The 23,375-nt window shown below is 26.5% G+C and carries 22 protein-coding genes; all 22 read right to left on the reverse strand.

Annotation, left to right across the window (positions count from 1 at the left end):
• Positions 1-7 precede the first annotated feature (7 nt).
• The 22 genes from ALANTH_RS09320 to ALANTH_RS09425 all read right to left on the reverse strand — a co-directional run bounded on the left by ALANTH_RS09320 (position 8) and on the right by ALANTH_RS09425 (position 23,370).
• A complete protein-coding gene (locus tag ALANTH_RS09320; RefSeq protein WP_026803927.1) occupies positions 8-1,192 on the reverse strand; it encodes an MFS transporter in 1,185 nt (394 codons plus the stop codon).
• Between the two features lie 37 nt (positions 1,193-1,229).
• A complete protein-coding gene (gene flhA, locus ALANTH_RS09325; RefSeq protein WP_026803928.1) occupies positions 1,230-3,341 on the reverse strand; it encodes a flagellar biosynthesis protein FlhA in 2,112 nt (703 codons plus the stop codon).
• A 21-nt stretch (positions 3,342-3,362) separates the two neighbouring features.
• On the reverse strand, positions 3,363-4,517 hold the full coding sequence (locus tag ALANTH_RS09330) for a flagellar hook protein FlgL (protein WP_026808217.1): 1,155 nt from the start codon (positions 4,515-4,517) through the stop codon (positions 3,363-3,365).
• Positions 4,514-5,818, reverse strand: a complete 1,305-nt coding sequence (gene fliI, locus ALANTH_RS09335; protein ID WP_026808218.1) for a flagellar protein export ATPase FliI — start codon at positions 5,816-5,818, stop codon at positions 4,514-4,516. The genes ALANTH_RS09330 and fliI overlap by 4 nt, the downstream gene beginning before the upstream one ends.
• Positions 5,818-7,815 carry a tetratricopeptide repeat protein gene (locus ALANTH_RS09340; RefSeq protein WP_026808219.1) on the reverse strand — a complete coding sequence of 666 codons (1,998 nt, stop codon included), beginning with the start codon at positions 7,813-7,815 and terminating at the stop codon, positions 5,818-5,820. The genes fliI and ALANTH_RS09340 overlap by 1 nt, the downstream gene beginning before the upstream one ends.
• Positions 7,816-7,818: 3 nt before the next feature.
• The gene (flhB, locus tag ALANTH_RS09345) at positions 7,819-8,868 is read right to left on the reverse strand and encodes a flagellar biosynthesis protein FlhB (protein ID WP_026808220.1); all 1,050 of its coding nucleotides are present in this window, start codon (positions 8,866-8,868) and stop codon (positions 7,819-7,821) included.
• 11 nt (positions 8,869-8,879) lie between these two features.
• Positions 8,880-9,629: a flagellar biosynthetic protein FliR gene (locus ALANTH_RS09350; RefSeq protein WP_026803933.1), complete on the reverse strand. Its 750-nt coding sequence runs from the start codon at positions 9,627-9,629 to the stop codon at positions 8,880-8,882.
• Entirely contained in the window at positions 9,629-11,491 is a 1,863-nt protein-coding gene (gene fliK / locus ALANTH_RS09355; RefSeq protein ID WP_026808221.1) for a flagellar hook-length control protein FliK, read from the reverse strand. The genes ALANTH_RS09350 and fliK overlap by 1 nt, the downstream gene beginning before the upstream one ends.
• Before the next feature lie 7 nt (positions 11,492-11,498).
• Positions 11,499-11,966, reverse strand: coding sequence for a flagellar basal body rod protein FlgC (flgC, locus tag ALANTH_RS09360; protein ID WP_026808222.1), 468 nt, complete (start codon positions 11,964-11,966; stop codon positions 11,499-11,501).
• A 15-nt stretch (positions 11,967-11,981) separates the two neighbouring features.
• Positions 11,982-12,305: a flagellar hook-basal body complex protein FliE gene (fliE, locus tag ALANTH_RS09365; protein ID WP_029888400.1), complete on the reverse strand. Its 324-nt coding sequence runs from the start codon at positions 12,303-12,305 to the stop codon at positions 11,982-11,984.
• Positions 12,306-12,318: 13 nt separating this feature from the next.
• Positions 12,319-12,687 carry a hypothetical protein gene (locus ALANTH_RS09370; protein ID WP_051488715.1) on the reverse strand — a complete coding sequence of 123 codons (369 nt, stop codon included), beginning with the start codon at positions 12,685-12,687 and terminating at the stop codon, positions 12,319-12,321.
• 17 nt (positions 12,688-12,704) lie between these two features.
• Entirely contained in the window at positions 12,705-13,523 is an 819-nt protein-coding gene (locus tag ALANTH_RS09375) for an AAA family ATPase (RefSeq protein ID WP_026808223.1), read from the reverse strand.
• A complete protein-coding gene (gene flhF / locus ALANTH_RS09380) occupies positions 13,523-14,677 on the reverse strand; it encodes a flagellar biosynthesis GTPase FlhF (protein ID WP_026808224.1) in 1,155 nt (384 codons plus the stop codon). The genes ALANTH_RS09375 and flhF overlap by 1 nt, the downstream gene beginning before the upstream one ends.
• On the reverse strand, positions 14,674-15,069 hold the full coding sequence (locus tag ALANTH_RS09385) for a hypothetical protein (RefSeq protein WP_026803939.1): 396 nt from the start codon (positions 15,067-15,069) through the stop codon (positions 14,674-14,676). Before ALANTH_RS09385 ends, flhF begins: the two co-directional genes overlap by 4 nt.
• Positions 15,053-15,430: a hypothetical protein gene (locus ALANTH_RS09390; RefSeq protein WP_026803940.1), complete on the reverse strand. Its 378-nt coding sequence runs from the start codon at positions 15,428-15,430 to the stop codon at positions 15,053-15,055. Before ALANTH_RS09390 ends, ALANTH_RS09385 begins: the two co-directional genes overlap by 17 nt.
• An 8-nt stretch (positions 15,431-15,438) precedes the next feature.
• Entirely contained in the window at positions 15,439-15,747 is a 309-nt protein-coding gene (locus ALANTH_RS09395; RefSeq protein WP_026803941.1) for a rod-binding protein, read from the reverse strand.
• A gap of 1 nt (position 15,748) precedes the next feature.
• On the reverse strand, positions 15,749-16,615 hold the full coding sequence (locus ALANTH_RS09400) for a FliM/FliN family flagellar motor switch protein (RefSeq protein ID WP_026808225.1): 867 nt from the start codon (positions 16,613-16,615) through the stop codon (positions 15,749-15,751).
• 11 nt (positions 16,616-16,626) lie between these two features.
• The gene (locus ALANTH_RS09405) at positions 16,627-16,944 is read right to left on the reverse strand and encodes a hypothetical protein (RefSeq protein WP_026803943.1); all 318 of its coding nucleotides are present in this window, start codon (positions 16,942-16,944) and stop codon (positions 16,627-16,629) included.
• A gap of 54 nt (positions 16,945-16,998) precedes the next feature.
• Positions 16,999-19,029, reverse strand: coding sequence for a tetratricopeptide repeat protein (locus ALANTH_RS09410; RefSeq protein ID WP_228133207.1), 2,031 nt, complete (start codon positions 19,027-19,029; stop codon positions 16,999-17,001).
• Between the two features lie 7 nt (positions 19,030-19,036).
• Positions 19,037-19,363, reverse strand: a complete 327-nt coding sequence (locus ALANTH_RS09415) for a coiled-coil domain-containing protein (RefSeq protein ID WP_026803945.1) — start codon at positions 19,361-19,363, stop codon at positions 19,037-19,039.
• A gap of 53 nt (positions 19,364-19,416) precedes the next feature.
• Positions 19,417-21,603 (reverse strand): flagellar hook-basal body complex protein, encoded by a 2,187-nt coding sequence (locus ALANTH_RS09420; protein WP_026803946.1) that lies wholly within the window; start codon positions 21,601-21,603, stop codon positions 19,417-19,419.
• A gap of 87 nt (positions 21,604-21,690) precedes the next feature.
• Positions 21,691-23,370 (reverse strand): flagellar hook-basal body complex protein, encoded by a 1,680-nt coding sequence (locus tag ALANTH_RS09425; RefSeq protein ID WP_026808227.1) that lies wholly within the window; start codon positions 23,368-23,370, stop codon positions 21,691-21,693.
• Between the last annotated feature and the right edge of the window lie 5 nt (positions 23,371-23,375).

Here is a 23,375-nt window from a genome sequence, read left to right on the forward strand (position 1 = left end):
TTTCTCCTTAAATTAGTTTTAAAATCTTTGTATAATAATATGCAAAAAGTAAAAATGCAACTCCTAAACAAATAGTTATAACCGTTGTAGTTGTAATATGTGCCATAACTCCAATAAAAAGAGTTGTTGAAACATGTGCTAACATAAAAAACATATCATTATATGATATTACTCTTCCAATATACTTATTATCACAACTATTTTGAAGTAATGAATATGTGTAAGACCATAAAAAAGCTGTACTAAATCCTACAAAAAATAATGCAACCAATGACAAGTAGAAATTGTCTTGTGTTGTTGCCCATAAAATTATAGTTAATCCTTGAAAAATTAGTAAATAATGAAGATTCTCTTTTTTAACTATTTTATTTAAGAAAAGAGGACCTATCATAAGAGCAACTGCTCTTACGGCATTTGATAATCCAATAGCAAGAGGTACAGCAATGAGTTCTTTATACTGATTTTTTGCTAATATAGTAATAAGAGCATCATAAGAAGTTAGCCCAACACTTGAATGTAAAAAAATAAGATGTAAAATATTTTTATTATTTTTAATATATAAAAAACCATCTTTCATTAACTCAAATATTTTCTCTGTAACTTTTTTATGTTCTATATTAAATTTTATTTGAATAAATACTAATATAGCCAATATAAATATGCATACATCAATAATAATTGCAGTTTTTACGCCATATAAATTTACTATAAATCCACTTGTTGCCATACCAACAGCATAAGTAAAAGACCAAATAATAGAATTAATTTCATTTGCTGTTTGAAGATCTTTTCCATTTAATAATTTAGCTAATACTGACATTTCAGTAGAAAAATACATAGAAGCAGCACTCATTCGAATAAATATAAAAATCAATAAAATCCAAAGATGGCTTAAATCATTTATAGTTAAAAACATTATAGTCATAAAAAGTTCAACAAAAAGTAAAGATACCATAAGTGGTCTAATCTTTACTCTATCTATAATAGCCCCACTTAAAGGTGCAATTATAATTGCTGGTATAAAGTGCATAGCTGTTACTATTGAAATAGCAAGTTCAGTTGAACCAAATTCTACTACCATAGTATATATAGCAACGGTTGAAAACCATGCACCAAAAGATGAGATAAAATTTACTAAAGATAAATCTCTAATAACTTTATGCTCTTTTAAAAAGTTTATATAATATTTCAAATTTTTTCCTTAAAAAGATAAAAAAAGTATTTTAAGATTAGAACTCTAAAGTTCCTTCAATAGCGAAGTTTGCTTTTGAGTCAAGTTCAGCATGGGATAAAACTGGTAAAGTAAGTCCAAATTTCTCATAAATTTCTGAAATTCTTTTTCTTAAAACTGGATCTACAACCATAGCAACTTTAGAAAAACCTTTTTTCTCAACTTCATCTAAAAGATGTTTTGTTTTTGTAACAAGATTATTGATTTCAGAGATACTAAGCATTAATTGTGACGCACCATGATGTTCTTGTAGTTTACCTATAAATTGCTGTTCTAATTCTGGTTTTATTGTAACAATATGTAAAATTCCATCACTATCTTTAAACTTTTGAGTTATAAGCCTATAAAGCTTTGCTCTAACATGTTCAAGTAATATTTCAGGAGCTTTTGTAAACTCTGCAATATCTGCTATTGCTTCAATTATTGTTAGCATATCTACAATAGGTATTTTTTCATGAAGTAAATCTTTACAAACTTTTAAAATACTTCCATAAGATGTAACCTTCATAGCTTCTTCAACAACAATAGGGAAATCTTTTTTCAATCTATCTATAATATCAACAATATCTTGTCTAGTTATAATATCTTCTGCATGTCTTCTAATAATCTCTGATATATGTGTAGAAATAATAGTAGGAGCATCAACAACAGTAAACCCTTTCATCAAGGCTTCTTCTTTTAAATCTTTTGAAATCCAAATTGCATCAAGGTTAAAAACTGGTTCTTTAACCTTTATTCCATCAAGTTGTTCATTTCCTAAACCACCCATTGCAAGAAATTTATCAACTTCTATTCTTCCTTTTACAATAGGAATTCTTTTAAGATAAAATTGGTACTCATTTTGAGCTAAATTTGTATCATCAGAAATTCTTATCTGTGGTATTACAAATCCCAATTCTGCAGCTATATTTTTTCTAATAGCCTTAATCTTATCAAGAAGTTCTGAATTACCTTGAACAAGTTGTAAAAGTCTAACTCCAAGTTTTAGTTCTAACACTTCAAGCTTCATAACTGTTTCAATACTTTGACTTTCATCTGGAATTGAGGCTGCTCTTTTTTTCTCTTTTAAATCACTTGGTTTTTCAATTTTTTTAGCAACTTGTGGTTTAAAAAATCTGGTTACAATATTATCATCACCTTTTTCTATCATAATGATGACATATCCCATAGCTATTAATAAAAATCCCATCATCATCAATATACCTGTTGGGAAACCTGGTACTAAAGCAAATAAGAGTAATCCAATACCAACTAAGATTAATGATTTTGTATCTTTTATAAGTTGATTTACAGCTCTTGAAGCAAATCTCTCTTCATCTGTATTTGATCTAGTAATAATAATTGCTGTTGCAGTAGATAAAATAAGTGCAGGAATTTGAGTAACAAGTCCATCACCAATAGTTAAAATTGTATAAATATTTGCAGCTTCACTTGCATCTAAACCATGTTGAAAAATTCCAACTAATAATCCACCAATGATGTTAACAATTGTAATAATAATACCAGCAATTGCATCACCTTTTACAAACTTAGAAGATCCATCCATAGCTCCATAAAAGTTTGCTTCAGTTATAAGTGCTTTTCTTCTCTCTTGTGCTTCTTTATCATCTATAAATCCGGCATTTAAATCTGCATCAATAGCCATTTGTTTACCAGGCATAGAATCAAGTGTAAATCTTGCAGTAACTTCAGCAACTCTTGTAGCACCTTTTGTAACAACCATAAAGTTTATAAGTACAAGAATAATAAATATGATTACACCAATAACCATATTTCCACCAACAACAAACTCTCCAAAAGCTGTAATAATACTACTTACAGCTTCTGGACCATTATGACCTTCACTTAAAATTGATCTAGTAGTTGCAATACTAAGTGCTAATCTAAAAATAACTAATATTAATAAAAGTGTTGGAAATGTTGTTAAATCAGCTGGTTTTTGAATATATAAAGATATTAAAAGAATTAAAAATGATATAGCTAAAGATAATGATATAAAAAAATCTATTGCTACTTGATTTAAAGGAACAATAATAATAGCAAGCATTGAAAGGAACAATGCTACTGCTATTAAATCCCTAGAAAAAAGATTTTTAAAACTAAACTTCATATACGCAAAAAATAGTTAATTTTATTTCATAAAATTAACTAAAGATAACTCAAATGTTCTATTTACAGTAGAATAAACTGCTGCATAAGATATTTCTAATGCTTTTAATTTTATTGCTACATCTGTAGGATCTGCTGCTGCTAATTCTTTTCTTAAAATTTCTAGTTGAGTACTTTTTGAAGATAATCTCTCTAAAGATACATCAAAATTTTTATTTTTTGCTCCTAAATCAGAGTGTGCAATAACAACTGAATCATGAGCTTTATTAACCTCATCAATAGCTTTTGCAATACCAGCTCTTCTAAACTCGTAATTAGCTACATCATCTGTAGGAGATACAGGATTACCTAAATCATCTAATCCTCTTAAACTTCTAACTGTGTCATCTAACATATCAAATATACTTCTTTTTGCTTCAAATCTAGTACCATCTACATTTGGTAAAGTAGTTTCTAAATCACCATCTACATTAAGTGCTACAGGAAGATTTTCAGTTGAACCATCCCAATTTGTTTTTGTTAAAGTATCATTTGTAGGTGAATTCAATTTCCATTCATTTCCATTTTGATCAATTATTCTATCACCTTCTTTAAAAGTTAAAGTTTCACCTTTTAGTCCAGAATCAGAAGTATAATAAAAAGCATCAAGACCATTTACTCCTGCTTCTCTATATGAACCCTCTTCAACTGCAACTTTTCTTAAACTATCATTTCCTTGATATGTAACTTTTCCATTTGCATCCATAACAAATGGTTTAACAGAAGCATCACTTCCTGCAAAAACATACTGCCCTTCACTATTCGTATTTGCTAAATCAAGAATATTTTGTTTCATTTTCTCAATTTTTTGTGCAATAGCTTCTAATCCTTCAACTCCTGTTGTTGATGTATTTGCTTTAATTAGTTCAGCTAAAATATCATTTTCAAGAATTTTTTTTGTACTTGCCAAAGCACTATCAGATGTCGAATTTAAAACTTTTACTCTATTTATTTGGTCTTGAAGACCTTGATTAGTAAGCATATTATTTTCTACATGAACTATTCTATTATATAAAACAGAGTCATCACTTCCATATTGAAGTTTATTTTCTTGATTAGTTAATTGATAATTTAATTTTGTTTGTGTTTTATCCAAAAGTCCTATTCTATGTGTTATAGAATCTATACTTGAAATCATAATAATACCTTTTTTAAATTTGTAACAATATCATCATAAGAGTAATTCTCTAAAGTACCTTGAGTAAGGAATTCTCTAATCTTCTCTTTTCTTGATATTGCATTATCAAGTTCTGGGTCCATACCTTTCTTGTATGCACCAACTCTAATTAAAACTTCATTCTCTTTTATTAGTGATAATACTCTTTTTAACTTTAAAAAATCATTATAATGCTCTTTTGTAACAACTTTATCTATTACCCTTGAAGCTGATTTTAATAAATTTATGGGTGGATAAAATCCTTGTTCTGTTAAATCTCTTGTTAATACTATATGTCCATCTAATATAGATCTACTTTGATCTGCAATAGGATCATTCATATCATCTCCATCAACTAAAACTGTAAAAAATGCACTAATAGAACCTAATTTACTATTTCCAGCTCTTTCCATAAGTTGTGGTAGAAGTGCAAAAACTGATGGTGGATAACCACGACTAACTGGTGGTTCTCCAGTACTAAGTCCTATTTCCCTTTGTGCCATAGCAAATCTTGTAACACTATCCATCATCAACAAAACATCATGACCTTTATCTCTAAAATATTCAGCTATTGCCATAGCCGTAAAAGCTCCATATTTTCTCATCAAAGCAGACTCATCTGAAGTTGCAGTAACAATAACTGTATTTTCTAAATCATCATTTAAGTTATAGTGGATAAACTCTGGAATTTCCCTACCTCTTTCTCCAATTAAAGCAATAACTTTTATAGTAGCTTCGCAACCTTTTACAATCATTCCCATTAAAGTAGATTTTCCAACTCCACTTCCTGCAAATATACCAACTTTTTGTCCTTTTCCACAAGTGAGCATAGAATCTATTGCTTTAACTCCTGTTGAAAACTTTTGATCAATTATTCCTCTATCAAGAGGGGACATAGATTCTTTGTTTATAGCACAATTTGCATCTATATCTCTTATTTTTCCTTTATTATCTATTGGCTCTCCCAAAGCATTTACAACTCTTCCTAAAAGTCCATTTCCACACTTTATAGTTAACCCATCTCTTTGTAAAAAAACTTTATCATTTATTCTAAATCCTTCAATAAATGAAAAAGGAACAATGATAAATGAACTATCATTTAAAACAGTCACCATTCCTAAAACAGAATAAAGTCTTTGTTCAGATTCTATTCTTACTATATCACCAACAGCAACTTCAAGCCCAGTAGCTGTTAAAGTAATTGCAGAAATATTTGTCAATCTTCCAAAAGCAATATTCAAATTTGATGAATCAATTTGATCTAAAATATCTTCTATATTCATTATTCAAGACTCATACACATTTTCTTATAAAAATTATCTTCTATAATAACAGATTTACATTTTTGTAAATATTCATCTCTTTTAATCTTATTTCCTAAAGAATCATATATCATAAAAATATCATAATATATTTTTACCTCATCTTCTATTTTTAAATTTCTTACATTTTTAGAAGCTTCAATCAAGTATTTTGCAGCATCTTCTAATCTATTATCTTGCTTTGCAATTCTCGAAAGTTCACTTTCAACGAATGGAGAGTAAATATAAACATTAAACTCATTTTGTTTATCATGTAAAGCATTTAATATTTTAAAAGATTCTTCTTGATTGTTTTCTTTTACTAAATATAGATAAAAATCATAGTAGAAATCTATAATTACAGGTTCTTCTTCATTTTCCTTGATTAATTGTTGATTTTGTAAAGTATTATTAAAAAATCTATCAAATCTTATAGAATCATTTTTTATCTTTAGAACTTGGTATTTATACAAAAATTCTTTACTTAAGATATCTTTATCCTCTGATTTTTCTATTTTTGATGAAAAATATAAAGCATCCTCTATCTCTTCTACTCCTAAAGCCATAGTTTCTAAAATCAAATAAATATCTAAATCTTGAACATTATTAAAAATATTTTTTAATTGTTTATAATTTTCAATAGATGGAACTTCTGTAATGCATTTAATCAATCCATCTTTTAATTTATCATCTTCTAATAAATCTTTAAATATTTCATATTTGATATCTTTTAAAATAGAGCTTAGTTTCATACAATCATCTTTTTCTAAATAATCTTTTATCAAACCTACATAAGAAGCATCTAAAAGTTCATCTATATTCTCAAAACCAAATCTTTTTAAAATATCTTTAGGTATATCTTTATAAACTTTTTCTATTTTAACTACTTGTTCAAACTTTTTATCTAAATTACTATTTATTAATTCTTGTAAAAGTGCCATATTCTGCATGGTTTCATTTTGATTATATTTATCTGATATAGTATTTGGAGAGACTAATCTTTGTCTCATTTTTATCTCATCAAAATACATTTGTGAAGCTTCAAAATATTCACTTTTTGGATGATTATCTAAAATATCTTTATAAAGTCTTTTTGCTAGATTCAAATATAAATCAGTACCATCATAAAGCTTCATATATATATTTGCCAATTTAAATTTTGACTTTTCTAAAATATCATCTTTATTAGAAGTTTTAACAAAATTATCTAAAATTTTTATAGCTAACGGAGTCATATCAAGTTTTAAAAGTAAATCTACTCTTTGATTTGCTAGAATAAAATCATTTAAGAAAAATGCTGGATTAGTATCTAAAACTTGCTTCATTAGCTCTTCAGCATTATCTTTTTTATTTTCAAGAAGATATACATCAAAAAGTTCATTTCCCACAATTGAAGCTATATTTCTATCTTTTGTACTCTTTAAAATTTCATATAAAGTTTTTGAAGCTCTTGAGTAATCTTTTTGATATTTAAATATCTTCCCCAACGCAATTTTACCTTTTGCTTTTGCCTCTTCATCATCAAAAATATCTATTACAGTTTGAGAATAATATCTTGCATCTTCTACTTTATTTACACTAAGCTTTAAATCTATTAAAAGTAAATAAGCTTTTAATAAATCTTCTTGATTTATTATTGAAGAATTTATAGCATTTTCAAGTTCATTTGAAGTATCTAACAACAATTTTTTTGATTGATTTTTTAAAACTAATTCAGAATATAATATTAGAATATCAGAGTTTAATAAAGATATTTTATTCTTATCCTTTAGTTCAGTTAATTTTTTAAAAGCTTCATTTACTTTTCCATCAGCCGAAAGTTCTCTAATACTTTCAAGTTCATTTAAAGTAGCAATAATACTTTCTTTAGTTTTTGAGGAAATTTGTTTCCCATTAGAATCAATAAAGCTATAATAAAATTCTTTATCTTTTGCATTTAATAGTGTTAATAGTATAAAAAAAATAGCTAAAATTTTCACTTATTACCTTTTTTTCTTTAATTCATAAACATATGAGAAAATCTCTGCAATAGCCTTATAAAATTGGCTAGGCACTTCTCTATCTAATTCTATTTGATCATATAAAGCTCGAGCTAATGCTGGATTCTCAATTATTGTAATACTATGTTCCTTTGCAATATCTTTTATTTTTAGTGCAAGAAAATCTATACCCTTTGCCACCAATACAGGAGCTTGATTAACACTATTATCATATTTTAATGCAACAGCATAATGTGTAGGGTTAGTAATAACAACATCTGCTTCAGGAACACTACTCATCATACGTTTTTGTGCCATTTGCATTTGAATTCTTCTAATTCTACCTTTTACTTGAGGATCTCCCTCCATATTTTTATATTCATCTTTAATTTCCTGTTTACTCATCTTTAAAGATTTCATATAGTAGTATCTTGTAAAATAAAAATCTATTATAGCAAAAACAATGATAATAAAAAGAATTGTAAAAACAAACACTACAATCAAATCATGCATAGCTTGGATTGTTGCATTTATCTCTTTATTCATCATATATAAAAACTCTTTATATGTCAAAGATAAAAGTAAAAACATGACTCCAACAATAACTGATAATTTTAATGTTAGTTTTAAAGCCTCTAATAATTTTTTTAAACTAAAAAGGTTCTTTAATCCTTTTATTGGATCTAATTTTTGTAAATCAAGTTTTAATGGAGTTGCTATAAATCCAAATTGCATCCAATTACTTGCTAAAGATAAAACAAAAACTAAAATATATAAGGGTGCTAAAGCTACTAATAGCGTATTTATAATAGTAAAGGTAATAGAATAATAAAGTGCATCATCTACTTCTTGTCCAATAAAACTATAGATATATAAAATAACTTTTTTTATCTCTAAAAAAGTAAATCCTGAAAGAAATATCAGATAAACAGACCCAAAAGTTAAAATTACAGCTCCTGCAACCTCCATTGATTTAGCAACGTTTCCTTCATTTCTGGCATCTTCAATTTTTTTGGATGTAGGTTCTTCTGTTTTTTCTTGATCATCAGCCATATATATTATCCTTACTCAAACTTACTTATAAAATATTCTGTAAATGCTTCATTGAAAATTTCTAAGCCTAATATTAAAAATATAAATATTAATGCAAATTTTAATTGAAAAGTTATAATAAATGGAGAAAATGCTGGCATTGATTTTGTACCATACCCATAATAAACATCTAAAATAAAACCAATAAAAAATAGAGGCAATGCAAATGTAAAAGCAAAAGCAAACATCCTATTTATCTCATCTATTGCTAATTTTATTCCATTTACAGAAAATATATCAAAAGTTCCTAAGTGTATCATTGAAAAACTTTTAGCTAAAATAACTAATGTCATCTCATACATTCCTGTTTGAAAAAACAATATTATTGCTATCCAAAAAAGAAGTTTAGATATTAATCCTTCTTGAGATCCTGTTGCAGGATCAAACATCATAGCCATTGATAATGCAGTAGAATATCCTATAAATTCTCCAATTATCTTAACAGCAGAAAATATGATATTTACTAACATTGAAGCAACTAAACCTAAGGTTATTTCAGAAACCAATGCTAATATAAAACCACTCTCATTGACATAAGTAACACTTCCAACAAATGGGAATAAAAATATAGTAAGATAAAAAGCAAAAGCAACTCTAATACTTACACTAATTGCTGTATGCCCAAAAATTGGCATAAATGCAACAAATGCAATAATCCTAGCAAATAAAAGTAAGAACTGAAAAAGAATATCCTGATTTAGAAGAGAAAAAAAAGCTTCCATTACATATAATCTGTTTTCTCTTCTAAGTCTCTATTTTCTTCTTTTAAATTTAATACAGTTTGAGTATCCATCTCTTCTTTTTGTCGTTTATTTTGACTATTTGAATTTGAAGATTGGTTTTGATTGCTATTTTGTGATGATGTAAAATCTAAATTAAAATTAGAACTATCACTAAAAGTCTTAACCAAAGAATTTCTTAACATATTTTGATTATCCATTAATAATTCTAGTGTTGCTAAACTAGATATGCTCATAGTTATACTTAAACCACTGATCTTATCTTGCTTCATTAAAATAGAAATAGAACCTAAATCTGTTGGATTTAAATTCATTCTAAATGCTGTAACTGGTGGTTTATAGTTTTCATACATTTGTCTTGCTATATCAGACATCATAGTCGATAAATGCTGTTTTGCACCTATAATTCTTGATTCAATAGAATTCACTAAACTTGGTTGAACATCTATAACTACATCATCTTGTACCGTTAAAGTATTTGAAAGTAATGCTTTTGAAGCTTCAATAGAGTTAGTAATAAGATTTTTTATATCTACACTTCTTATATCTTTTTCATTCAATAAACTATTTAAAATATTTTTTCTCTCTTGTATTTCTCTATCATTAAATTTTAATTTTTCTAAATCTTCTTTAGTAATATCTTGATCTACTTCTAAATCACTAGCTTCTAAATCTAAGATTGTTGCACTTTTTTCAATATCTTCTAATGAAGATGCATTATCTAAAATTTTTACTGCTTCATTTTTATTAAATAAAAGTTGATTATTTACTACATTTTTTTGTTCAGCTAGAAACATATTTGATGTTACATCTTTTGAAACTTTTACATCACTAGCTTTATCAATATTAGTAGTTATATCTTTTACACTACTCTCTTTTATTAATTGATCCATTAAACTTAATTTTGGTTCAACTTTTTGAGTATCTTGAGTTTTTATTTCAATAGATTGATTTGTAATATTTTTTATTTCTGAATCAACTGATTTTTTATCACTATTTGATTGGATTAATTGATCCATCAAACTTAATTTACTATCTATCTTTTTATTATTTATATCTTGGTTATTATCAATATCTTCTAAAGATAAATCTTCTTCTAAATTATTTGAGATTAAAATTTCTTTTGTTTCTACTTCTAAAGATTGTATATCAATATTATTTGTATTTACATCAGTGACTAAACTCTCTTTTTGTATTAATTCAATAATCTTATTATCATTTATAACTATTTTTTTATCTATAGTTATTTCATCTTTTGAGATATTTTTAGAATTATTTAACTCATCAATCTTTTCATCTAACGATGATAAAAAATCTTTATCATCAATATCTAAAGTTAAAGTATTGCTTTTTGTATCTTCAGAAATATGTTCTGATAAATCTATTTTCTCTGTATTATTACTTTTTACTTCCAAAATCAACCTATCTAATAATGAAATTTTACTTGTGTTATTAATACTCTTATTGTCTTTTTTTTCTAACTTTTTATCTTGCTTTATATCTAAAGTATTTTCATCATTTTCTATATTATCATCAGTTAAATTATCTACTAAATTTATAACTTCATTATTTTCAATCTTAGTAATATCTAAATCAATATTTATATCTTGCTTTAATTCAGTATTATTTATATTTTGAACATTTTCTGTAATAGTAGTTTGAGCTTGAGTAGTTTTTATTCCAGAATTATCTTTATTTAATTCAACATTATCAATTGTTTTTTTTAGTAAAGAATCAAATAAAGATGGTTTATCCTTTGGCAAATCTTCTATAGCACTATTTAAAAGTTGAGTATCAGTATTTGAGCTATTAGTTTGAGTAAAAATATCTACTAAATTTGCCATTTTTCACCTAGTTTCCTGCTAGAATATCTAGAGTTTTTGTATCTATTCCTCTATGAGTATTAAAAGCTGTAACATTTGCTTCGTAAGATCTCATAGCTTCAATTAAATCAACCATTTCAACAACTGGATTTATATCTGGATATGCCACATAACCTTTCTCATTTGCATCAGGATGTGTTGGATCATATCTTAATACAGGTTTTGCATCAGTTTGTATTATTTTTTTTACTCCAACTCCTCTTAACGATAGTTCTGATAAAGGAGTATTTGATACTTCAATATCATTTGAATTAGTTCTTTTTTGCGAATTTGCCACCAAAACATCTTCAAAAACAACTTGTTGTTTCTTATATGGTCCACCTTCCGCAGTATGAGTAGTTTTTGCATTTGCAATATTTGCACTTACAACATTTATTCTTGTTCTTTGAGCACTCATTCCAGATGTTGCTACATTATATCCATCAAAAAAACCCATAACAACTCCTTAAAACTAAATTTGCATTCTCATAATTTCTCTATAAGCATTTATTGCTTTATTTTTAACTTCTAATCCAAGTTTTAAACTTAATTCAGCTTCTTCAATTCTTTGTACTGCTTCTTGAAGATTTGTAACTTTTCCAGTTGCTATATCTGTCATAGCATTATAACCTTGTATTTGAGTATCATTTACATCATTTATAGCATTATCAAGTAAGTCTTTAAAAGATTTATTAGCGTATTTGCTTTCATTCAAATCTTCTGTCTGATTTACTACATCAGTACTATCTATCCCTTGTAAAGGATTTAAGTAATTAATTGATCCTATAACATTCATAATATTCTACTCCTTATTCAGTAGTTGCTTTTGTATCTTCTTCAGAAAGAACATCTTTTCCTTCTCTTATTTCATTCATATCGTTGACATCTTTTGTAACTAATTGATTAAGTAAAAGATCTATTTTTTCTTCATTATATCTAAAATCAAAATCTTGTTTTTTCTGATCTAAGCTAAAGTTGTTTACTATAAAAGACAACATAAAATTACTTAAACCTTTTAATGCAACAGTAACTAATACAGCACCAAATAACATTTGTAGTGGTGTAAATAGTTCAGTATTAAATATAAAAAATATTAAAGTTGCAAAAAAACCTATTGCTATATAAACTTTAAAAATTCCAGTATTAATAAGATTTTGTGAAAATCGTTCTACTACCACTTACAGAAACTCCAGATTTAGATATTTTTTAATAAATTATCAACAATATTGTTCAACTTAATAGTTACTTCATCAAAAGGGAACTCATTTACAAAAATTTTTCTTGTTCTTGCAATTGAAGATATTTTTTCACTACTAGGAACACTTCCTATATATTTTATCATAAAATCTTCTTTAAGTCTATTTTTTTTACCTAAATTTATTAAAGAGTTTGAAATTGCTATTCCAATACTATCACTTTTTGTATGATTAAAACTCAGCATTAAACTATTTTTATCTATTGCTAACATTTTTATTAAAGAGTATACATCAGTTAAAGCACTAGGATCTGTTGAAGTAATCGCTAAAATATTTGTTGAAACTTTTAAAAATTCTTTTACATAATCATTAAGCCCAGCACCTGTATCAACTATTAAAATATCATAAGCATTTAAAGATAAAATATCTAAAACTAATCTTGAAAATATAAAGCTATTGCTATTTGAACTATATTGATATCCACTTTTTCCAGCAATCAAAGAAATATTATTATACTTAGTTTCTATAATAACTTCTTGTAAATTTTTCTGTCCATTAATATAATCAAAAAGTGTGTATTGTGGCTTTATATCAAATAACACCTGCATATTTGCCAAACCAATATCAGCATCAAGTACTAAGACTTTTAAATTCTTCTTAGATAAAAGATAAGCTATATTAGCTGTAAAAGTTGATTTTCCAACACCACCTTTTCCAGATGTTATTGTCAATAATTTTGTTTTAGAAATAGATATTTGTTCATATTGAGAAGTAAGATTAAACAGCTTTTTAGCTTGTGATAACTTAACATCAAGCATTATAAACTCCTACTACACTCATTATTCATAAAACAATCAATTAAAAAAGTTGCATCAGCTGGTATTAAATCATCTGGTACATTTTGTCCTATAGAAAAATATGTAATTGATTTTTTAGTTTTATGAGCAAAAGATATAATATTTCCAAAACTTCTAGTTTCATCTAATTTTGTAAAAATTAAATTATCAATATCCAATATTGAATAATTTTTATAAACTTCCATTAAATCACTATGTTTTACATTTGAAGGAAGTACTAAAGTTTTTTCTATCGGTAATTCATCAACATGTTTTCTATATTCATTAATAAGCTCAATTTTATCAATATCATATTGACTAGAACCAGCTGTATCAATAAAAATATAGTTACAATCTTTTAATCTCAAAAGAGATTCTGTTAAATCCTCAGGTTTTTTTACAACTTCTAAAGGAATACGCATAATATTAGTATATGCTTGAAGTTGCTCTATTGCTCCAACTCTAAATGAATCAAGCGTTATCACTCCAACTTTATAATTTTGTTCCATTTTATAAGCAAATCTTGCTGCTAATTTTGAGATAGTTGTAGTTTTACCAACACCAGTTGGACCAACCATCATAATTATCTTTCTTTGTTGATTTCTTAAAGGAACTTCATGTTTTATAGGTATTACTCTTCTTAGAACAAGTCTAAAAAAATCATTTACTTTTTTAGGATTTGTTTTTAATGCAACAGGTAACTCTTTTATAGTTTTTTTCATTATAGTATAAGTCATCTCTGCATCAAATTCATTTTTTTCAAAAGTATTATAAACTGTTACAAACTCAATAGGAATAGTTAAATCAAAGAGTTGACTTTTAGGATTCCAAATAGACTTTTGAACTTGTTCTAAAAGAGTTTGCATCCTTAAAATCTCTTCTTTAAAATCATAAACTTGCGCTTTTATAGGTTCTGCTTCAGCTGATGCTTTTGCTATAGCTGTTTTTGTAAACTCCATATTCTTTTGCATATCTTCATCTTCTACAGCAACTACAATTTCATACATATCTTTATTATAGCCATTTGCATTTGATACTTTTTTTGTAGAGATTACAATAGCTTCTTCACCACACTCTTCTTGTGCCTTTCTTAAAGCATCAGTTGGTGTTTCTCCTAAGAAAGAGAGTCTATTCATTTTGATCTTCCATCTTTATATATTTGTTCAATTGTACCATCAAGATTTCTAAATCTAATAAACTCACTATTTTCATATATTATTTTACCTTTTTTTACTATTTTAAGTCCACCAAAATTAAACACAACTTCATTATCTTCTACTAGTTTTACATCTTTTTGACATACTATTACATTTTTATTTATATGGTGAGTAGTTATATATTCATTATTTTCTACATCATCTAAAGTTAAAGGTTCACAAAATCTACTAACACTATCTACTTCTTTTAGTATTAATTTTGATTTATCAACTTTTTCCTCATATTTTAAAGGAACAGTAGTTATTAAAACAGGTATTGCAAAAAGGTAAGAATTTACTATAAGAAATAAACAACTAAGCCTTAATGTCAAAAAACTGCCCTCCACTATAAGAACTTAAATCCTCAAGTAAATCTTTATACATTTGTTTAATTGGTAAAACTATATTTGCTAATTTTTTATTTAACTCATATAAATCTTTTAAATTTTCTTCAAGATTATCAACTTTTGCTCTATATATATTAACATCTACATTTTGTTGAATTAATTTAGATAATGCAATATTTAATTCTCCTTTTTTATCCATTATATTATTAATAATATAATGTTTTTGATCATTCCTTTGTAAAAGTTCTTCATGTCTTGAAGCTTTTATATCTTCTATATCAAGATTTATAGCATTTTTTAATTCATTTATAAGAGTTTGCATATCATCTACAATTTTATCAACCATAATTCTTCCTACTGTTTATTATTTTCAGATAAGAATTTATACAACATATCACTAATTCCAAAAGTTCCACTAGAGTTATCAGCAATAGCTTGTAAATACATACTTTTTATTATGTCACTTCCTGTTCCTTCTCCTGCAACACTAGTAGTTTTTAGAGATGTTTCCAAAATTTGTTGTAAGAAAAAAGATTCAAAATTATTACTAACTTCTCTTAATTTATCATCTTCCATGTTAGATATATTTTCACTATTTATAGAATCAAACTTATTTGTTTGTAAAATATCTTTATTATATAAATTACTGCTATTAATTTCCATATTACAATCCTATTTTATCAATTTTCAAATCTTCATTTATAATTCTTTTTATTTTTAAACCAAACTTACCTTCAACAATAACAGCTTCACCTTCACCAATTTTTACACCATTGATAAGAAGTTCTAATGGTTCATTAACCATTTGCTCAAGTTCTATAATCTCCCCAACATCCCATCTTAAAATATCTTTTAGTAAAACAATTTTTGTACCTAATCTTACACTTAGTTTTAATCTAACATTATATAAAAGTTCTAAGTTTTTAGATGGGTTTGTAATTGTAGTATTACTATGAGAGTTTATAGCCTGTGTAGGTGCTGGAGAAGGTATAACTGCTTGTACTTTTGTAACATCTTCTACTCCTGTTACCTCAGAAAAAAATGGTAAGAAAAGCTGATCAAAATATATGATTAGAGGAGTTTCCTCTTCATCTAAAAGTACTTTAAAGATAAAACTATTTTGCTTATTAATTGTACTATTATCAACTTTCTTTGAGCTTTTAATTTCAGATTTCATACCAACTACATCTGGAAGACTTTGAGCATTAGAAACAGTACAAAAACTACCACAAATATTTGAAACTATTTCATTTACAGCATCTATTGTTTCATCATCAATATTTTCTTTATCTAACTCACCCATTCCACCAAGAATTAAATGTTCAAATTTTAAAGAACTACTATTTGGAATATAAAATATAATACCAGTTGAAATACCTTTTAAATCAAATTTTGCATTACATTCAATAAAAGAGGTATCTTTTATATCTTCGTATTTATCTGTTCCAGCAATTTTTACTTTTTTACCTAATAGTTGTTCTAAAGTATTCGTTAATTCATTTTTAAATATATTTGATAAATCAGATGCCAATTATAAGCCTTTTAGTTAATTTTATTACTTTTTTCAAACTCTTCAATTAAATATGCTTTTACTTTCATCATATCTTCTGTTGGATATTTATATTCAGCATCCCCTCTAGTTACTTTAACAAAAAAATCTCTTGATTGTTTATTATAACCAAATTGAACATTATCTAAAATAACTTCATTTAATTCAGCCATAGGCTCTTTTGAAGCATTTTTTTTATATTCTTCCTCTTGAATAGTTTTCATTTTTTCTTCAACTGTACTTACTTGTTTTGCTTTTATATCATAGTTTTCTTTCGAATTATCTATCTGAGCAATTCTACCTACTTCCATAATAGACTCCTTTGTAAGAATTTTAACTATTATAACAAAAAAAATTAAATAGTACTATAAAACTAACATAAGTTCATCAAATCTAAGAATTCTAAAATCAATATATGGATTATTATATTTATTTTCTAAAAACTGTTTTGCACTACTTATATTCATATTCTGAATTAATTGTATTGCTGTTAAAAAATCTGTATCTTTATCTTTATAAAAAGCTTTTATAAGTGTAATTTGAATAGAAGCATCTTCTGGACGATTACTTTCTAAAAATGCTGCGACAGTCAAATACATACTAAATTTATTTTCGTACATAAATTCTTCTTTTAACCTTTTTAAAGTTTCTATTGTAATGTGTGGCTTTCCTAAATAAAGGTCACTATAAGCTGTTGTTAAAAGATATATAGGATTACTATTATTAGATATTTTAAAATCAGCTCTTGAAAGTATTCCTAAAGCTTTTAAAATATCTATATAATATTTTGAAGTAATTAAAGAGCTATCTATAAAATTATTATTATATTTTAAAGGAATATTATCTTGTAATCTAGCAAAATATCTATAATCATCTTCATCTTTTTGTTTTTGTACAAGTTTTAAAAGATATATAAAACTATCTTTTTCATACTCTTCAAGTAAAATATGATTTAATAAAGATTCATTATTGTACATTTTCTTTAAAAAATCTATTGCCTTATAAAAAATTGTTCCTTCATATTGTTTTGATGGTTCTACAACATTGTAACTACTATTTACAAATAATTTATATACTTCTTTACCAAAATAACTATATAATCCCCCACTATCTCGTATTGATTTATCTATAAATGATTTCTCTTTATCTCCTAAATTCACATTTAAATAATTTGCTGTTATAAAATACATAATTGCGTAAAGCCTATTTCCTGGACTTAATTTATATGCTTTTTCAAAATTTATATAAGCATTTGAGAAATCATCTATTTGAGCATAAGATAATCCTAAGTTATAGTAAACATAGGCTTTTGAGTCACTTTTAATGAGTTTTTTTAGTTCATTGACTCTTACTATAGGATCTTTTTTTACTAAATTAACAAATTTTGTATTATAATCAACCATACTTTCAAGATTCTCTACACTATTATCTTCCCCATATATAAAACCTTTTACAGAATCATATATTATCTCTTTAGAGTCAGAAAATACAAATGGTGCAAAATAATATATAAATTCAATTTTTCTATCTTCATTAAATTTCAGAATTTGATTTAAATAATCTTTTGGAGAATACAAGTCTTTATTAAAAAATATTTCAAACGGCATTTTTGTATTTAATTTAAAGTTCTTATTTGCACTAATAAAATCTAGATTTTCTTTAACATCTTCAAATCTATTTTGTTTTAGTTCAACATAAGTAGAAACCCACAAAATCTTATCTAATAGATCTTTATCTTTTTCTTCTTCTTTTAGTTTTTTAAGAATTTTAGATGCTCTAGCAAAGTTATTTAATTTTACATAAATCATTGCTTTTTTAAAATCAAGTGAATAACTCATGGCATTTAAAGCTGCAAGTGCATTTTCATAATCTTTAATATATAAGTATCTATTTGCTAGCTCTTTTAATATCGCATCTTTAATACCTGTTATTAATTCATTATATTCAGATAATTTGTTACTATTTTGGAAAATAGTTACTAAATCTAACATATATTTATCATCTTTTGTTATTAAGAATAAATAATAGCAAGATGAAATAAAAGAGTATGGCTGATTTATAAGATTTGTTTTTTTTGAATATATTCTTTTAAAAGTGTTTATAGCTTCTTCTTTTTTATTTTGTTTATAATAAATAATGCCTATATTAAGTAAAGATGGAGCTTCAAAAACTTCAGAAGTTTTATTAAATAATTTTAAAGCATCTTCATACTCATTTTTCTTGAAAAGTAATACTGCTTTATTAAAATCAACTTGTATCTCTAGATTTTCATTTGAATTCTCAAGTTTTTGTAATTCAAAAATTACTTGTGGTTGTGATTCTATAATATTATTTGCATATAAAATAGTATTACTAAATAAAAAAAATATAACTATTTTATATACAAAATTTTTCAAAATATTCCTAAATAATTGCATTAACTTGTGCAAATAACTCTTCATTTCTTCTTTGCAAGTCATTTATTTTATTTTTTAAAGTAATATTTTCTAATCTTAAAGCTTGTAGATCATCTCTTGCTACTTGAAGATTTTCTTGGTTGTTTTTCAAACTATTTGTACCTATTTTTACTTGTTTTTCATATCGTTTAATTAAAGCTTCTAGTCTTAAAACTTCTTCATCAATAATTTCTTTTTCTTCTTTTATCTTTTTGTACATAGCTTTATAAGCATTTGTACTTGAAATAAAATACAATAACAATATTGCTAATACAGTTGATATTATAAAATCCAAATTTTTTCCTATGTTTAAATAGAGCAAGAAGAAATCTTACTCTATTTAGAATATTATCTTTTTAAGTTAATAAGTGTACTTAACAACTCATCTGAAGTTGTAATTGATTTTGCATTTGCCTCAAATGCTCTTTGGAATACCATTAGGTTTACTAAGCTTTCACTTAAATCTGCTTTACTTATTTCTAAAGCTTTTCCCATTACTCCAGATGTATTATTATTGTTAATACTATAAATTGCATTTCCAGATTCTTGAGTCTTCTGGAAATTATTATTTCCTACTGCCTCAAGTCCTCTATTATTTGTGAATCTAGCAATAGAAACTTGTCCTACAGCATATAAAACTCCACCTTCATTTATAGTAATAAGACCTGTATCATCTATATTAAATGCTCCAAATTTATTATCAGAAATACCTAAAGCATCAAGTCTTAATTGAAGGCTACTTTGAGTTGAAGTTTGGTCAACTCTAGTAACAATTTCCATAAATTCTCCACCAGCACCTTTTCTTCCAGAATAATCTGGGTTTACTTCAATAAAAGTCGGATTAGTTACAGGAGGTACTGCACTTGCATCTGTATATGAAAGTTTAGCATCAAACTCAACATCATAATTTGAACTATTTGTCTCTATTACTAAATTACCATTTACATTTTTAGCAACTAAATAATCACCTAATTGTGGTCCAGAAGCTGTTGTTGAATTATTTATAGCATCTACTATGTCATCCAATGTTGCTCCTGCTGGAATTGCAATAGGAAGCGCTTGAGGAGGTACATTTCCATCATTTGGAACAGGAATATTATATCCCAAATTTTTATCATATATATCTATACTAAATTCATATGCTCTAGTAGTACTTCCTAAAGAACCATATAAATCTTGTGTTGTATATACACTTTGTTGATTCCCAGTAATAAGTCTTGAAAGTGTATCTCTTGCGGCATCAATAGCTGCTTTTCCAGAACCAGCAACTGCAGTAGCTGTTGTTTGAAAAGAACCTTTTTTAGAAGTATTAACACTTTCACCTGCTGTTTCACTAACTTCTGTTATTTTAAACTCTTTTCCAGGAATTAAACCTTTAATTTGAATAGTACCTCTTAACATATCTGATAAACTTGTACTCTCTTCATACATTCCACTATCAGTTAATCCACTTTCAGTAGGATTTAGTCTATTTACAGCCATATATGCTACAAGTCCACCTGAACCTGAATTTGAGATTTTATCTGCCATAGCTTTATATGTATTTATTTTACCTGCAAGCTGATCATATTTTGCCACTTCAGCATCTTTTGCAGCTCTATCTGCTTCTGTTGCTGTAGGCATAGCTTCTAGTACTGCTGGATCTACTAAATTATATAAAGCTCTTTCATCAACTGGAGATGTAGGAAGAGAATTCCAAAGTTGCTCTCTCCAATCTGATGTAGATTTTGTTGGAATATATTCTTGAGTATAAACAGCTCCATTTATAACTACTCGAATTGAACTTCCATCTGCTCCAAGAAGAGAATCAGGATAAACTCCAGTTCCAAAATCTATTTGAGATACTTGAGATATAGAGCCTTGAGATGGTAAAGTTGGATCATCTTTATATTTTTGAAGCCAAGCATTATAATCAGCTAATGCCAAATCTATATCTTTTAGTTTTGAAGCTTTTGTTTTTGCTCCAGCACCACTAAATACAGAAGTATTATCTGACTTTGCTGTTTCACTATAATTTGTAGCTTTTGAAGTTATAGTTTCTATATAATCCCCATGTCTAACTATAGTATTCCCAAGATTTTTTGTGTAAGCTTCCGTAAATCTTGTAGCATTTGGATTTGTACTTATTACATCGTTTTTTGTATCAATTGAACTCATAGCCCAACCTTGTACTTCATATCCATCTGCTGTTTGTAGTGTTCCACTCTCTCCCATTCGGAAATTTCCAGCTCTTGTATAGAAAGTTTCTGCTGTTCCTAAGGTATTTTTATTTATTACAGTGAAAAAACCATCACCTTGAAGTGCCACATCATATTCTACACCAGTAATTTTTGAACCACCAGTTACAAATATTTTTTCTGCATCTTGCACAAATGATCCTTTACCTATTTTATTTTGGTAAACTTGATCTGCAAATGAGATTCTTCCTGCTTTATATCCAACTGTATTAACATTTGCTATGTTATTTGATTCGTTGTCTAAAGCTGTTTGATGTGCTGCTAATCCTGATATTCCAGTCCATAATGCACCTATCATGATTAATCCTTTATATTAAGGTAAATGAACATAAATGTTCATACTTTTATACAATTATTTGTACAAAAGTATGAGCAAAAGCCCATACTATTTTATTAAACCTATTGCTGTTTGTAAAAACTCATCTGAAGTTGTAATAGATTTAGAATTTGCTTCAAATGCTTTTTGATAAACCATTATTTGAGTAAGTGTTGTTCCATAGTCAATATTAGCTCTTTCAAGTGATTTTCCTTTTATTGTATTCATAGTATCAGCATTGAAAGGGTTTCCTGATAAATCTGTTTTTGAATATAGATTACCACCAGCAGGATTTAAACCTTGTTCATTTCTAAAAGCAGCTGTACTTAATCTTCCAACTAAAAATTTATTATCTCCACTTTTTACAAAGATAAATCCATCATCAGATATTTCAACATCAGCTACTTCTTTATCTGTTAATCCTAAAATATCTAATCTTACATTTATATCTGTCATACCAATAGTACTCAAATCAGCATAATCCAAGACATTAGTTATCTCTAAATATTTAGCATCTGCTTTTTCAACAGCAGATTTTAAAGCTTCTTTTGCACTATCAATCATAGACATTCCAGAACCTTTAATAGCTTCTTGAGTATTTGTAGATTTCAATTTTTCATCGTTTAACTTAATTTCACTTATTTTAAACTCTTTTCCTTGAATTAAACTCTCTATTTCAATAGTACCACTTTTTGCACTTGAAGTAAATCCAGAATATGCTGAAATTTTATCTGATAAATCTTGCATAGCTTTTATTAAACTATTTGCATTTGAATAAGCAGCAATATAGTCATCTCTTAAAGTTTGTTTATCTAATTTTGCTTGTATTTCTTCTGGAGTTGTTATTGGCATAGAATCAATATCAGCTTGTGTTGGAATAGTTGATGGATTAACCAAACCATATTTTGTTCTTCCACTATCATCTAAAAAGTTATATAAATTTTCCATATCTTCTTGATTTATATTACCATTATGATCAAATTCTATACTAAAAGTTTTGTTTTCTATTGTAATAGTTAATTTATTTCCTTCTGGTACAAGAGATGATATTTTTGAAGAGAAATCAACTTGAGATTTCTGAGTTTGAGAAGCTACTTCTGGAACATTTGGTGTTAATTGATACTCTTTTAATTTATTTATATAATCTTCTCTTAAAGCATCTATATCATTTATTTTCGATTGTGAAGACTTATAATTATCACCTTTTAGTGAGATATCATCATCTTTTGCAGAAGATACATAATCTGTTGTTCTTGCATTTATATTATAAATAGTTCCTAAACTATTACTGATATTTGTTGATACAATATTTTTTGTAAATTGATCTGTAAATATAGTATCAGCAGGATTTGTAGAACTTGTTAATCTGCTTTGAGGAACTAAACCTTGCATTTTATAATTATCTTGGTTTACTAAAAATCCATCTTTTGCTTGTACTAAGTTTCCAGCTCTTGTATAAAAAATTTCATCAGGATTTTCTCTACTTCTCACTATAAAGAAACCTTGTCCTTCAAGTGCAACATCTATTCCAACTCCTGTTCCTACAATTTGTCCTTGTTGAAATTGTTTTGAAATACTTTGGCTTCCTACTCCATATCCCATACCATTATTATACAACAAATCTGAAAAAGTTATTTGATCTTTTTTATGTCCAACTGTATTAGAATTTGCTAGATTGTTTGACTCAACAGCTATTCCTCTATCTTGTTGATAAATACCTGACATTCCTTTCCACATTGCACCTATCATAATAA

The organism is Aliarcobacter lanthieri (assembly GCF_013201625.1).
Lineage (GTDB): Bacteria > Campylobacterota > Campylobacteria > Campylobacterales > Arcobacteraceae > Aliarcobacter > Aliarcobacter lanthieri.